Origin of the sequence: Colwellia sp. D2M02, from assembly GCF_018860755.1 — a bacterium.
Taxonomy (GTDB): domain Bacteria; phylum Pseudomonadota; class Gammaproteobacteria; order Enterobacterales; family Alteromonadaceae; genus Colwellia; species Colwellia asteriadis.
Genome location: NZ_JAHKPW010000032.1, coordinates 1 through 15,431, shown reverse-complemented (window position 1 = coordinate 15,431; position 15,431 = coordinate 1). Strand labels below are relative to the sequence as shown.

At 37.6% G+C, this 15,431-nt stretch carries 12 protein-coding genes; 8 read left to right on the top strand and 4 right to left on the bottom strand.

The features are described from left to right. The first annotated feature begins 75 nt into the window (after positions 1-75). The 6 genes from KO495_RS04120 to KO495_RS04095 all read left to right on the top strand — a co-directional run bounded on the left by KO495_RS04120 (position 76) and on the right by KO495_RS04095 (position 7,344). Complete coding sequence (locus KO495_RS04120) at positions 76-594, top strand: TlpA disulfide reductase family protein (protein ID WP_343817436.1); 519 nt, start codon at positions 76-78, stop codon at positions 592-594. Between the two features lie 84 nt (positions 595-678). Further along, the gene (locus KO495_RS04115; protein WP_215979129.1) at positions 679-1,821 is read left to right on the top strand and encodes a M14-type cytosolic carboxypeptidase; all 1,143 of its coding nucleotides are present in this window, start codon (positions 679-681) and stop codon (positions 1,819-1,821) included. A 99-nt stretch (positions 1,822-1,920) separates the two neighbouring features. Continuing rightward, positions 1,921-3,432: an alanine/glycine:cation symporter family protein gene (locus KO495_RS04110; RefSeq protein WP_215979128.1), complete on the top strand. Its 1,512-nt coding sequence runs from the start codon at positions 1,921-1,923 to the stop codon at positions 3,430-3,432. Positions 3,433-3,687: 255 nt separating this feature from the next. Beyond that, positions 3,688-4,014: a YrhK family protein gene (locus KO495_RS04105; protein WP_215979127.1), complete on the top strand. Its 327-nt coding sequence runs from the start codon at positions 3,688-3,690 to the stop codon at positions 4,012-4,014. Positions 4,015-4,034: 20 nt separating this feature from the next. After that, complete coding sequence (locus KO495_RS04100; protein WP_215979126.1) at positions 4,035-4,358, top strand: DUF1315 family protein; 324 nt, start codon at positions 4,035-4,037, stop codon at positions 4,356-4,358. Between the two features lie 49 nt (positions 4,359-4,407). Continuing rightward, a complete protein-coding gene (locus tag KO495_RS04095) occupies positions 4,408-7,344 on the top strand; it encodes a DUF349 domain-containing protein (RefSeq protein WP_215979125.1) in 2,937 nt (978 codons plus the stop codon). A gap of 185 nt (positions 7,345-7,529) precedes the next feature. On the opposite strand, the gene ansA is transcribed toward KO495_RS04095, so the two are convergent. Both ansA and sppA read right to left on the bottom strand, forming a co-directional pair. After that, positions 7,530-8,552, bottom strand: a complete 1,023-nt coding sequence (ansA, locus tag KO495_RS04090; protein WP_215979124.1) for an asparaginase — start codon at positions 8,550-8,552, stop codon at positions 7,530-7,532. Positions 8,553-8,707: 155 nt separating this feature from the next. Beyond that, positions 8,708-10,624, bottom strand: a complete 1,917-nt coding sequence (sppA, locus tag KO495_RS04085) for a signal peptide peptidase SppA (protein ID WP_215979123.1) — start codon at positions 10,622-10,624, stop codon at positions 8,708-8,710. A 178-nt stretch (positions 10,625-10,802) separates the two neighbouring features. On the opposite strand from sppA, the gene KO495_RS04080 reads away from it, so the two are divergent. After that, positions 10,803-11,516 (top strand): DoxX family protein, encoded by a 714-nt coding sequence (locus KO495_RS04080; protein WP_215979299.1) that lies wholly within the window; start codon positions 10,803-10,805, stop codon positions 11,514-11,516. An 82-nt stretch (positions 11,517-11,598) separates the two neighbouring features. Here KO495_RS04080 and KO495_RS04075 read toward each other — a convergent pair whose 3' ends face one another. After that, the gene (locus tag KO495_RS04075) at positions 11,599-12,504 is read right to left on the bottom strand and encodes a DMT family transporter (protein ID WP_215979122.1); all 906 of its coding nucleotides are present in this window, start codon (positions 12,502-12,504) and stop codon (positions 11,599-11,601) included. A 629-nt stretch (positions 12,505-13,133) separates the two neighbouring features. Here KO495_RS04075 and KO495_RS04070 point away from each other — a divergent pair. After that, positions 13,134-13,700 (top strand): NAD(P)H nitroreductase, encoded by a 567-nt coding sequence (locus tag KO495_RS04070; RefSeq protein WP_215979121.1) that lies wholly within the window; start codon positions 13,134-13,136, stop codon positions 13,698-13,700. Positions 13,701-13,826: 126 nt separating this feature from the next. Here KO495_RS04070 and asnS read toward each other — a convergent pair whose 3' ends face one another. Next, positions 13,827-15,227 (bottom strand): asparagine--tRNA ligase, encoded by a 1,401-nt coding sequence (gene asnS, locus KO495_RS04065; RefSeq protein WP_215979120.1) that lies wholly within the window; start codon positions 15,225-15,227, stop codon positions 13,827-13,829. Positions 15,228-15,431 lie beyond the last annotated feature (204 nt).

The window sequence follows — 15,431 nt, the reverse complement described above, 5'->3', positions numbered from 1 at the left end:
CAAGAGGCTTGTAATAAATTTTATTCATTTCAGGTCTATTTATTCGTCATTTCATTTTTTATAAAAGGTTTATACGTGCTACGTAGTTTTGCGATTCAATTAGTGATTTTTATTCTGGCATTTCAGTTACTTTCTTTATTAAGAGAAAGAAGTATGCTCGACACCGACTTACCCGTAACATCACTTAATACACCAGCACAGCATCATAATGAAAGTGGTGCGATTATGTTATCTACCTTAAACGGTGAACCTGTGGCTTTACAAGCACAAGGTAACACTACCGTACTTTATTTCTTTGCTCCTTGGTGTCAAGTTTGTCATGCCAGTATTGGTAATTTACAAAACTTATTTCAGCATAACGAGGACGTTGATGTGATTGCTATAGCGCTTGATTACACAAGTAATGAAGAAGTGTTGAAGTTTACACAACGACATCAACTTACTTTTCCTATTGCGTTAGGTGATGAGAAAACCAAGCAAGCTTTTGCTATTACCGGCTACCCAAGCTATTACATTGTAGATAAAGATAACGTTATAACAGCAAAGTCAATGGGCTATTCATCAGAGCTAGGGCTTTATTTACGATCTTTATAAGGTTCGATATAGTGATCTAAGTATTGTTTGTGTACACTATGACTTTCATTAATACTCTCGCAAGAAAACGAAAGAAGAGCCCTTATGCAAATTACTGATAATTTTGACAGCGGTAATATCCGCGTTATTGATGCAACTAATGCTAATAATATTCAATTAGAAATAAAACATGATCACCAATCAGAGTTTTATCAATGGTTCCATTTTAAGTTGCAAACCGATGCGCCAATTAATGGCGAACGTCAAGAGCATGTTCTTCATTTAAATAACGCTGGTAAAGCAGCTTACACCGATGGTTGGGTTGATTATCAAGCCGTTGCTTCTTATGATCGTGAGCATTGGTTTCGCGTGCCGACAGAATATGATGGTGAAAAGTTAACAATAACTTTAACGCCAGAATACGACTCAGTATATTTCGCTTACTTTGCACCTTATAGTTATGAGCGTCATCAAGACTTAATTCATAACGCACAAATGCACCTTGATTGCCAAGTTCAAGTTTTAGGTCAAACACTTGATGGTCGTGACATGACCTTATTAAAAGTAGGTGAAGAGGGCGAAGGTAAACGTAAAATCTGGATCACTGCGCGTCAACACCCAGGTGAAACTATGGCTGAGTGGTTTGTTGAAGGTTTATTAGACCGTTTACTTGACGAAGATGACGGTGTTGCTCGTGCTTTATTAAATAAAGCCGTATTTTATATCGTACCTAACATGAATCCAGACGGCAGTGTTCGTGGTCATTTACGTACTAATGCTTGTGGCGCAAACTTAAACCGTGAGTGGTTAGAGCCAACAATGGAGCGTAGCCCAGAAGTTTTCTTGGTACGTGAACAAATGTTAGCGATTGGCGTTGATATGTTCCTTGACGTGCATGGCGATGAAGCTTTACCAGTGAACTTTGTTGCTGGCTGTGAAGGTGTTGTAAATTACGATGCTCGTCATAAGGCACTTGAAGACAAGTTCAAAGAAATTATGGTCGCCATTACCCCTGAGTTTCAAGATGAGCGTGGTTATGCTAAAGATGAGCCAGGTAAAGCGAACCCAACGGTTGGCACCAACTGGGTTGGTAATCAATTTAAATGTTTAGCGTATACCATTGAAATGCCATTTAAAGATAATGATTTACTCCCAGATTACAGCGTAGGTTGGTCAGATGAACGTAGTAGCTTATTAGGCCGAGACTTCTTAACAGGGGTTTATCATATGTTGGATGACTTAAGGTAGTCAGCTAATATTATAAATGAAATAGGCGAATTCATAGTGAATTCGCCTTTTGCGTATTTATCTATATAACAATAAATAAAATAAGATGAGGAATTAACTTTGCAAGATTTTGTCAATAGTCTCAATGGAATTATATGGAGCCCAGCATTAATTTATTTATGTTTGGGAGCGGGGTTGTTTTTTACTATACTCACGCGTTTTGTACAAGTACGTCATTTTAGTGAAATGTGGCGACTGTTATTGTCTGGAAAAAGCTCTGAAAAAGGTTTGTCATCATTTCAAGCACTGTCAGTTTCGTTATCAGGTCGCGTTGGTACGGGTAATATTGCAGGTGTTGCAACTGCCATTGGTTTTGGTGGCCCTGGCGCTGTATTTTGGATGTGGGTTGTTGCTTTTTTTGGTGCTGCTACCGCTTATATTGAATCAACTAGTGCGCAAATATACAAAGAAGAGAAAGACGGTTTTTACCGTGGTGGTCCCGCTTACTATATTGAAAAAGCGATGGGACAAAAATGGTACGCATGGATATTCGCGTTAGCAACGATCCTTGCTTGTGGTGTTTTATTACCTATGGTGCAATCAAATGGCATTGGTGAAGCTATCACCATGGTATTTGGCCAAGGTAACTCTATTGATACCGCGCTTGGCGAGCTAAGTATGGTAAAAGTTTATACTGCTACAGCGATTGTTCTACTGTTAGGTTTTATTATTTTTGGTGGGGTAAAGCGCATTGCTCACTTTACTCAAGTGGTTGTGCCATTTATGGCACTTGCTTATATTTTAGTTTCTTTGGTGATCATTGGTTTAAGTATCGACCGTTTACCTGCGGTATTTATGCTTATTATTAATGATGCGTTTAACCCGATGGCAGGTTTTGGTGCTGCAATAGGTTGGGGCGTAAAGCGTGGTGTTTACTCTAACGAAGCGGGTCAAGGTACAGGCCCTCACGCAGCAGCCTCAGCAGAAGTTGATCACCCAGCACAACAAGGTTTAGTACAAGCATTTTCGGTGTACATTGATACTTTATTTGTTTGCTCAGCAACGGCCTTTATGATTTTAATTACTGGCGCATATAACGTTCATGGCATAGATGATGTGTTTTTAGTGCAAAATGTTGCAGCGACAGTTGCGGCTAATAGCCCTGCATATACTCAGCTTGCCGTTGAAAGTGTTTTTACAGGAGTGGGTAAACCTTTTGTTGCTGTTGCATTATTCTTCTTCGCCTTTACGACCATTTTGGCGTATTACTTTATTGCAGAAAATAATGTTTATTACATTCGAAGAACATTCAAAATTCCAGTACTTAACACCATTTTAAAAGTAGCGTTAATTTCAGCCACTTTCTACGGTACAGTTAAAGCTGCCGATTTAGCTTGGGGTATGGGCGATATTGGTGTTGGTATGATGGCTTGGCTTAATATTATTGGTATTTTAATTATTTTCTTTATGTCTAAGCCAGCACTGAAAGCGCTAAAAGATTATGAAGAACAACAAAAGCGTGGTGTAACAACCTTTACTTTTGATCCTAAAAAACTTGGTATCACTAATGCTGACTTTTGGGAAAAACGTATAGCTAAAAATAATAGTGATAGCGAGTCTAAACAAAAATAGTTAAAAAATATCGTTAAATTACATTGATATTAATCAAATGCCGCGCAGTAATATGCGCGGCATTTTTAATGGGGATTACTTTATATCTGTTTTAACAAATTGACTTTTTTATTACTTTTATCAATAGCATTAATTTAGTCTATATCGCTAGTGAAATAGCGTATGAGGTCAGGTATACTTAGTCGAATTTTTGTTATGTGCTTTAGCACTAATAACGTTATCACTACGACTAATATCTATTTTATGAGTAATTAAATGGCCGTAATAAATTGTCCAAGCTGTAAGAAAAAAATATCTGATAAAGCAAAAACATGCTCGCACTGTAATATATCGCTGAACGAGCTTGACTCAGAAAAAATGCAAACCATTGAAAAAATAAATCGCATTAATAAAAAGCAGCGATTAATGAATTACTCATTTATTGCTATGTTGCTTTTTTGTGGTGGCTTTCTTTTTATGTATTGGGACAACGTTGAGCCGGGTACATGGCAACATACCAGTGCTATGGTTTGTGCTGTTATCGGATTTATTCTTTATATTGTTATACGTGCTATGTTGCTTTTCACCAAACATAAAAAATAGTAGTCAGATTTGGAAAACTTATGAACTTATTAAATACAATCGACACTATGTCTGCAGATATGTATACACGTTTAAAGTGTGCTGCTGAAACCGGTAAATGGCCTGAAGGTACTGTTGTCGAAGAGAGCCAGCGAGCAATGGCATTACAATTAACCATGGCTTACCAAGCACGCCACCTTGATAATGACCAAATGCTAACTATTGGCGCTGATGGTAAAATTGTTGAAAAAAATAAGCGTGAACTAAAAGCAGAGTTTAGTAGCGCTAAAAGCGATGAAGAAATCGTTCCTTGTACCAAGCCAACTAAGGCTGATATTGCTTATTTTAGCAATAATGAATTATAGCGTTTTAGCGATGTAATAACTTTTCCCTTTTATATGTGAATACAATTCGATGATTTTCTCCTCTTTATTTAAAAGTAAACCTACTTGGCAGCACAAAGACAGTAATGTTCGAATTGCGGCCATTAATAACGATTTACACGTTCAAGATCCTACACACCACGATATTTTAATCAATTTAATCAATGAAGATAGCAATGAGTTAGTTCGCAGAGCAGCGCTAATTAAACTGAATAACTTTGATTATTTTTTACAAGCAAGCAAATATAACTCAAACGAAAAAGTTAAACTATTTTCACTTAAACAACTAACCGATATGCTGCTTGAACAGCAATCAGTACAAACAACGAGCGAGCCAAAACAGCAATTATCGACCGAGCAGAAAATTGCTTTTATTGAAAGTGATAACGCTCATAGCACATTATTAGAACAGTGGCTAAACCAAGAACAGCGAAGTGAGCTTGTTATTCCATTATTTGAGCAACTCAATAGCAAAAAACAAAGTAGCTTACTGCTAACGCAAACCTTTATTAAAAAGCAAAATGTGCAAGTACAGCAGCACTTATTGCACCAAATAGACGACAGCAAGCTATTAGAGAAGCTATTAAAAAAGGCGTGTGATGAAACTATTGCTAAAATAATCACTGATAAATTACAACAGCTTCATGAGGTTGCAGAAAAACCTAATAAATTGAAAAAACAGTTACAACTCGTTTTATCAAAGCTGTTAGCGTTAAAAGATAACCTGGATTATGGAACCTACCTCACTAAAAAATCAGCTTTAGAGCAAGAGTGGCAACAGCTAAGCACAGAAATGTCATGCTTAACTGCTGATGATAACACCGAGCTTACCGAAAAATATCAACTTATTTCTGCGCAACTTACAACAATTTATGCCGCTAAAGTAGAAGCGTTTGAACAACAAAAAATTGCTGATAAACTCGCGTTTGATAAACAACAAGCAAAAGCAAATTTTAGCAAACAAATAAATAACGCCAACCAAGCATTAACTACGGCAATATTTGAAAGCGATAGCTTTGATAGTGACAGCTTTTATAGCGATAAGTTAGATGAAACGAGCTTTTTAGCAACGCTTAAGCAGCTATCAACCGATATTAAACACTCCGTTTTGAATGAACAAGAGCAAGAGGTTTTCAGCAAACAGGTTACTCAGTTAAGAGAAAAACTAGGGCAATTACCTGATATTGCACAGTCGGTTAGTCAAGCAACAGCGTTAATTTCTCGTATTTCTCAATTAACTTTACCTGATAACCTACAGCAATTAAATGATCGCCAAGAAACCTATAATAACTGGTTAAACGACTGGAAAGTTATTGAGTCAAAAACAAAAGGGGTATTGCCGCAATCAATAAAAGACTCACAATTACAAATTGTTAGTTTATGGCAAGGCGGTTTAAAGCCTTTACAAGCAACCCAAAAAGATCTTTTCTTTCAAAACAAGAAAAAGCTTACCGACATTAAGCGCTTATTATTAGCGGGTAAATATAAAGTGTGTTTTGGTTTATTTAAAGGGCTAAAAAGTGATTTTACCTTATTGTCAGCTAAGCAACAGCAACAGCTACAACGCGATTATGACAATGTACACACACAGCTTGCTGAGTTAAGTGACTGGGAACATTACATTGCTACTCCTCGTAAGCAAGAGTTGTTAGCTGATATACAAAGTTTAGTGACAACACCATTAGATAACCCAAATGAACAAGCTGAAAAAGTAAAACAGTTCCGTAAAATATGGAATACGCTAGGCCACGCCGATGAAGCGGTAGATAATGAGCTAAACGAGCACTTTAACAAAGCTTGTGAAGAAGCTTTTGCGCCGTGTCGTTTATTTTACGCAGAGCAGGATAAGTTACGAGAGCAACATTTAGTGACTCGGCATAAAATTTTAGCTGATGCGCAATTATTGGCTGCTGAATTAACTGCAACCGATAATGCTAATCACGAGAGTGGTGAGCTCAGTCCGTCGCTTGATTTTAAAAAGCTGGATGCACAATTAAATAAATTACAACATAACTGGCAACACGCTGGAGAAATAGATCGTAACGAATATAAAAAACTGCAAGGTCAATTCAAAACGATTATTAAACCGATAAAAGCAGCAATTAGCGCCTTTCACCAACGCAACGTTAATGAAAAAGAAGCGCTTATCACTAAAGCAGAAGCCCTGTTAAATAGTGATAATGTTTTTACGGTTATTGAAGAAATTAAGCAGTTACAACAAAACTGGCGTAATGTTGGTTTTGCCGGTAATGCTAAAGAAAGCAAATTATGGCAACGTTTTCGTACTATCAATGATGAAGTTTTTGCCAAACGCGCACAAGAAAAGTCGACACAACAAGCGATGGTATCACAGCAAGAGCAAGCATTTTCAGAGCAATTGCAGCAACTATCCAGTGCGTTAGCAAATGGCACAGAGACAACGCTAACTGCTTTAAAGCAAACACAGCAACAAGCTCGTGATTTATTACAGCAAATTACCTCGCAGCGACCAGTGATCAAAAGCGTAGCTAATAGTGTTGAGCAGTTTATTAACGACTTAAAAGCAAAAATAAACACGGCTAATGAGAAAGAGCAACAGCGACAGTGGTCATCGGTATTTAGTTTATTAAACTCATTATGTGGTCAGTCAATGACTACCGACGAATTAGCGTTAACCGAACACTATCAAAGTATTTCAAGCTTCTGGCAAAAACGTTTACGTGAGCAAGTTACACTTAATGGTGTTGCTGATGCAACCGAGCGTTTTGAGCAAACTTTAGCCATTGAAATTTTAGCTAAAAAGCCATCACCTGCTGAATATAGTGAACAACGTATGGCAGTTCAGGTAAAACTAATGCAAGAACAAATGGTATCAGGCAGTGACGTTAACCTAACCGATTGTCTTGTTGAATGGTTACACTTAGGACAACTGAGTGAAAAAGATAGCGCATTATTAGCTCGTCTAAAAGCGGTTTACTGTGTTAGTTAAAACCTTAATATATTAACCTGAACTCAGGTTAATGTATTAAGTTACGTGAAAAGGTTAAGCGGAAAATAAGCGCAGCTAAAATTAAAAGCCCGAGTTAAAATCAGTATTTAATCTAAGCTCGGGTTAAGAGGTTTAATAACATACTAGCAAGACCGATTTACTTTTAAGCTAACGTGATAAAAATCTCAATTAGCAACGGCGGATAACTCACCCCGTAAATTCTTTGGCATTAATGCGCATATTTCATCGTAACTGTAATTTTTACTTAGTAAGTAGTGCAGTTTAGTAAGTGTTGCCTCTAAGGTCATATCAGCGCCACTGATCACGCCAGCTTCACTAAGAGCATTGCCTGTTGCATAACCCGACATATTTACGGTGCCTCTAATGCACTGGCTACAATTAACAACAATAATATTTTGCTGCTTTGCCTTAGCTAAACAATTGAGTAATGCTTCATCTTGCGGAGCATTACCAACTCCATAACTGCGTAAAATCAATGCTTTTACTGGTTGTTTAATAACATTTTCTACAACAGCACTACTAATACCCGGATATAAATGCACTACACCTATAGGTTGAGGTGTCATATAAGTCAGTTGTAGTGGCTCAATAGTCGTGGCGGGTGGAGCAACTTTACCAGCAACTAGTTTAATATTTATTCCTGCTTCTAATAGTACCGGCATGTTTGGTGAATCAAAGGCATTAAAGCCATCGGCATAAGCTTTAATGCAACGGTTACCACGGTATAAGTTATTGTTAAAGAATAAGCCAACTTCATTGATCGGGTAATTTGCTGCAATATAAATAGCATTGAGAACATTTACTTGTCCGTCTGAGCGTAACTGGCTTAACGGGATTTGTGAGCCGGTAACAATAACGGGCTTACTTAAATTTTCAAACATAAATGATAAGGCAGAAGTGGTATAAGCCATGGTATCTGTACCATGCAATACGACAAAACCATCATAGTCGTCATAATGGGCTTTGATATCTTCAGCAATACGCTGCCAGTCAGTTGGCGTCATATTAGAAGAATCAATCAATGGTTGATATTCATTAATGGTAAAGTCAGGCATTTCACTACGATGAAACTCAGGTAAACCGTTAATTGAGTCGGTCAAATGCCCTTTAATAGGCACAAACCCTTGAGTACTTTGCATCATACCAATAGTACCGCCAGTATAAGCGACATAAATTTTCTTTTTCATTGTTGTTATCGTATTTGAGCCCTACATACCTGTCATTATATCGTAGCTGCGTTAGCTATGGCTAATAAATGTAAAAAACGCGCTAAAATAAAAAGGCAGCTATGGGTTACATAACTGCCTTTAAATATTTTTAAATTTTGATGTTTGTTAGTGGTTTATAAGCTAGTACAAGCTAAACATAAGGTATATTTACCTTGTGGATCATTAAACTCATTAACTTGCTCTACTTGGGTTTTCAACATGTTAACGAGCACACCAAGACCTTGTTCGTTACTTGCTGTATGTGTTGCTAGCTCAACAACACTATTTGCTTGAGTGCCATTTAGCATCGCAGTAATGTTAGCTGCATTGCCCATTAACGCCTCCATAAATTTACCACGGGTAGAAGGTGTTTTTTCTATCAGTAAAGTGTCATAAGTGGTTAATTTGGCTAACGTCGCTGCAGCTACTACTGCATCATCTAAGGTACCTAACTCATCAACTAAACCTAAAGATTTTGCTTTTTTACCTGTCCAAACACGACCTTGAGCTACAGCATCAACTTGCGCTAAAGTCATATTGCGGTTATTAGCCACTAAGGTAATAAAGTCTTGGTAACCTTTATTAATTGATAATTGAAACAATTGCTTCATGCCATCGGTTAATGGGCGAGTAGGGCTGAAACCTGAAATGTCAGTAGTACCAACACCGTCGGTGTAAATTCCCATTTTGCTTAATGAATCTTCAAATGTCATCATCATCCCAAAAATGCCGATAGAGCCTGTAATGGTTGATGGAGCCGCATAAATTTTATCTGCTGGTGCAGAAATCCAATAGCCGCCAGACGCTGCATAGGTTCCCATTGATGCCACAACAGGTTTACCCGATTTTTTGAGTAACTCAACTTCTTGGCGAATAATTTCAGAAGCGTAAGCGCTACCACCTGGGCTATCTACACGTAACACAACCGCTTTAACGTTTTCATCGTTACGGGCTTTACGTAATAATTTAGCGGTACTGTCGCCGCCAATAGTGCCAGGCTTTTGCGTACCATCTAAAATAGTGCCTTTGGCAACAATAATGGCAACTTTATCCGCTGTTGTTGTTTTTGCTAAAGCAGCCTCAGTCGCTAGTGGCGAGCTGGTTACTTTATGGTAATCTTTATAAGCAATATGGCTGTAGCTATCGCCTTTTTTATTTTTGCCAACCAGTTCGGTTAACTCGCTACGCATTTCCTGACGAGTTTTTAAATGATCAACCCAGTTATTTGCTAAAGCATAATCAGCAAAGCTACTATTGGCTTTAGAAAACTTTGCAACTAAGTCGTCAACATTTTCATCAAAGTTATCAATAGCAAAACCACGTCGATTGGCAACATCCGTTTTATACTGCTGCCATAAATCGTTTAACCATAATTTATTGGCTTCTTTAGCGGCATCAGACATATCATCACGCATGAATGGCTCTACTGCTGATTTAAATGTGCCTACGCGAAAGATATGTTGATTAATTGCTAACTTATCTAATGCAGATTTAAAATACATGTTATAACGACCATAGCCTTCAATAAGCATAAAGCCTTTAGGGTTTAACCATATTTCATCGGCGGTGCTGGCTAGGTAATATTGATCTTGTGTGTATTGATCGCCTAACGCGATAATTTTTTTACCATCGCTCTTAAAATCGTTCAATGCCGCTGCAACATCTTGTAGCTTGGTTAAGCCAGTACGGTTTAGGCCTTGTAGTTGTAAAACTAATAATTGTACCCGATCATCTTTTTTCGCTTTTTCAAGAATTTTGACTAAATCGGCCAGTAATACTTCTGGATTTTCTTCTTGTTGCTCAAGCGCTTCATTAATGAATGTTTCCATTGGATCCACTTCACGCTTTTGCTCGACAATATCACCAACAAGGTTCAGAACTAGGGCGGTTTTTTCTGGCACAATTATTTGGTCTTCACTGCTGGCGATAACTGCAATAAAGGAAAATAGTAAGACAAAAAAGATTAAATTTAATATTAAGTTACGTGTAAAAGTAATACTGCGCCAAAGTGCTGAGAAAATCCGTTTAATGATGTTGGGTTTCTTATTCATAAGATCTCTTATTTTAAAATTATACCTAACCTTATAGTAACTTAATATTTATCAAAAGATAACAATCACTCACGTAAGTTTGTAAGTAATAATGATCTTATATTAATGAAATGAACTACCCTTTAGCGAGGTCTTAATCTATACGCTACTATTTAACTGTATATAAGAAGCTCCAATGATGAAATCTATTGCCACTTGTTATCAAAGCTTTATAGCAAAACTAAAAAATTTTGATGGTATACCTGCCTTAATGTTAAGGGCTTATTTAGCCCCTGTTTTTATTATGGCGGGCTTTAGTAAAACACAACTGCTCAACGATGAGGTGCATGGCGTTACCGCGCTAATGGCTGATCCTACAATTATTGCTTGGTTTGGTAATAGTGAATGGGGCTTAGGTCTGCCTTTTCCGGCATTACTGGCAAACTTAGTTATTATTGTTGAGCTGCTTGGTGGTTGGCTACTACTTTTTGGCGTGTTAACTCGACTCGTCACAATTCCTTTGATGTTTACTATGTTTGTGGCAGCTACAACGGTTCACCTTGATCATGGCTGGTTTGCTATTACTCCAACGAATAGTGCAATAAGTCCTGCAAAAGTATTAACTTGGGTTGGTATTGATAGCGCCAAGGCGAGTTTAGATAATAGTGATGAAGCCGCTAAGCGTTTAACGGCAATGAAAAATTTACTTGACGAAAATGGCAATACTGATTGGTTATATGAAAAAGGCAATATTGTGATACTCAATAATGGTGTTGAGTTTTCTACCACGTATTTCATTATGTTACTTGCGTTGTTTTTTATTGGTGCAGGGCGCTACACCAGTGTTGATTATTTTATTGTAAAGCGCCACTTCACCTCCGGTCAGGCTGATAACCCGAGCTCGGGTAGATAATTTAATGTGATTATGATGGGGTAATGTTGATAAACCAAAGACTCATGATGAATCTTTGGTTTATTCACTATTGTATTGATCATTAAGCGTTAACAAGTGCTCGTCTTTTTTTTATATAGCTGACAAACACATCACCCCAGTGATAAATGGCTAGGCCAAATAACACAAAGAATGCACCTAATACTAACTTATAGTGTAATGCTTCATCATTTAATAAGGCGCCTAATGACAGTGCTATTACCGGTGTTATTAAGGTAATAAGCGTTACGGTACTTGCTGATAACTTTTGTAGTACCGTAAAGTAAGCATAAAAGCCCAGTAGGGAGCCAAACACCCCTAAATATATAGTGGCCCAAATAGATTTGGCTTGCCAAAGCTCTGTATTAATACTGCCATCTAATACTAGCCAGCTGATAAAAAATAACGGTGTTGCTACACTTAACGCCCCGACAGTGGTTGCTAAAGGGTGTATCGCTAAAGAAACACTTTTTACTAAAACTCCACTTAAACTAAAAAAGAATACGGCTAAAAAAACAAAAACTAATCCTAAAATGCCATTTTCAGCTAAGGTAAAATTATCAGCGCAAACAACGCCTAAACCAGCTAGAGCAATAAACATAGCACTTTTGCGAATACTACTAATTTTAGGCTCAGCTAATATTTTACGCGCTAAAATAGCCGAAATCACAGGTGATAAACCGAAAACCAGTGATAACACGCCTGAAGATAAGTAACCCGCTGCTAGATAAGAAAACATCATACCGCCAAAAATGCCCAAAGCAGAGTAGCTATATAATGTGATGGCTTGTTTGTGCCAAGGTAAATTAATTTTTTTACTTTTAATCACCATAAAGCCGAGCACTAAGGCTATAAGCATTCGCAGTAACACTGCCATACTTGGTGGAATAGACTCACTGCTCCAAACAATCCCTAATGGTGTTGTAGACCAAATTAATAATACCGCTAAATAGGCTATTGGCACCGACATGGTTTTTCTCCTTGTTATAATGCTCAGCATGAACATTTAGTTAATAAATACGTATAACCTGACATCAACTTAGTACCTTTATTTAGCCGCCATATGTTGAGTCAAATTAAGTATTATTTTTTAACCGTAGGTTTCAAACAGGGTAGAGATGTTAGCGGTTTTATATTGTTTTTATTAGCTCCTCAATTAAGGTAAACAATCAAGGTAAAAAATGAAGAAAATAAAAAAGCCGCAACGTTTTAGTTTTGCGGCTTAAAAAATAATATAAATTTTATTCTTTTATATTTTCAATACTCCGCACTACAAGGCCAGCTTAATCGCCATTTATTGCTAGGTACACAGACACAATTAGCTAAGCGATCAGAGACGCTGAGCAGCATAAGTCGGTTAAGCATAGGTATTGTTGGCAATAAAGTTGTTAGCATTGGGCTATATCTTGATTGTTGATTGTTTGTATATCAGTGATTTTATACTGGCGATATGCACATACTAAGTCAAGCATTAAATAGCGGTTTTATGAGGATTTTTAATGCAGTTAATTATCTGACACGATACACTTTAGCTATTCTTTTCTTTCATTGTCATATGAAAGATAAACAGACTCTATATTTTATATTAAAGGCTCTTAAATGAACGCTATTGAAATGTTATTGCACCGTCAGTCGACACAAATGTTATGTCACCCAGCCCCTAAAGATAATGATCTTGATGCCATTTTATCTGCGGGAATGCGCGCCCCAGATCATGGTGCCTTAAAGCCGTGGCACTTCACTGTCATTACAGGGCAAGGTTTGCAACGTTTAAGTGAAGTATTTGTTCAAGCTACCCATGAAGAGTTAGCGGATGAAGATGAAGAAAAGCTGGCGCTTAAAATTGAAAAAGTCTCAAAAAAACCATTTCGCGCGCCAATGATTATTGTGATCAGCACCAAGTTTGTTGAGCATAAAGTACCAAAACAAGAGCAATTAGTTACTGCGGGTTGCTGCGCTCATGCTATGCAAATGGCGGCATATTCATTAGGCTATGGCGCTATGTGGCGTACTGGGGGTTTTGCTTATAACCCAACAGTAAAGAAAGCGTTAGGTATTAGTAATGATAATGAAATTGTTGGCTATTTATATATTGGTAGTCCAACTAAAGAAGCGGTAGTAAAACCCGCAAAACCTTATGAGGAATTCGTGACGTATTGGGATTAGTACTGACAATATGTTGAAGCGCGTTATTACATAGTGCGTTATAACCAATAAGCATACAAACAACAATCATAAAAAAGGCGACCAATGGTCGCCTTTATATAAGAAGCAAAGCTAATGCTTATTTTCTTAGAACGCTGCGTTGTTAGGCGTTCTTGGGAAAGGTATCACGTCACGCACGTTTTGCATGCCAGTAGCATAAGCGACTAAACGCTCGAAACCTAAACCAAAACCTGAATGTGGTACGGTGCCGTAACGACGTAAATCACGATACCAGCTGTAATCGGCTACATCTAAGCCCATTTCACCTAAACGGCTATCAAGTACATCAAGACGTTCTTCACGTTGGCTACCACCAATAATCTCACCAATGCCTGGTGCTAAAATATCCATTGCAGCAACGGTTTTACCATCATCATTTAAACGCATGTAGAAAGACTTAATATCTTTCGGGTAGTTTTGTAAAACAACAGGACCATTAAAATGCTCTTCTGCTAAATAGCGCTCATGCTCAGAGTTTAAATCTACACCCCAAGAAACGGCATTTTCAAATTGCTTATCACAGTTCTCTAAAATAGTAATAGCATCAGTGTAATCTAAGCGAACAAATTCTGTATTAATAACAGAGTTCAAACGGTCGATAACGGTTTTATCAACACGCTGTTGGAAGAAGGCCATATCATCTGGACGCTCATCTAAAACTGCTTTTAATACGTATTTAAGCATTTCTTCGGCTAAGTCAGCAGCGTCAGATAAGTTAGCGAAAGCGATTTCTGGTTCAACCATCCAAAACTCAGCTAAGTGACGGCTGGTATTAGAGTTTTCTGCCCTAAATGTAGGGCCAAATGTATATACTTTTGATAACGCGTTACAATAAGTTTCAACGTTTAACTGACCTGAAACGGTTAAAAAAGTTTCTTTGCCAAAAAAGTCTTTGTTGTAATCAACTTGACCATTTTCACTACGTGGTAAGTTTTCCATATCTAAGGTACTTACGCGGAACATCTCACCAGCACCTTCACAGTCACTACCAGTAATTAACGGTGTGCTGATCCAAAAATAGCCTTTACTGTGTAAGAAACGGTGCACGGCTTGTGCTAAACAGTTACGTACGCGTGTTACTGCGCCGCCAATATTCGTACGTGGACGTAAATGTGCTTGTTCACGTAAAAACTCAATGCTGTGACGTTTAGCGGCCATTGGGTAAGTATCTGGGTCTTCAACAAAACCTAATACTTCTACTGCGGTTGCTTGAATTTCAAATGATTGGCCTTGGCCTGGAGATTCTACCAAAATACCGGTAACTTTAACTGAACAACCTGTTGTTAATTTAAGTATATCGTCTTGATAATTATCTAGATCACTAGGCACTATAGCTTGAATAGCATCGAAACATGAACCGTCATGAACGGCTAAAAATGAAATACCGGCTTTTGAGTCGCGGCGGGTTCTGATCCAACCATGCACGGTAATACTTTCATTAACAGGGAATTTGCCTGCTAATACATCAGTAATTGCTATAACTGACATTTAATGACCTCTTATATTGTTATATCAAATAGTAATCAAATTTTTACAAATTTGCTTTTACTCTGAAAATGGAGTGATATGTTACCGTGACGTTGTGTAAATGCAACGCTTAATTGCCATGTTAGGGAAAAACTTAGTTTAATTGTTATATTAAACTAAGGGCTGTTGATTTTTCGCGGTTAAACTTTGTTCGAGATAAAAGCG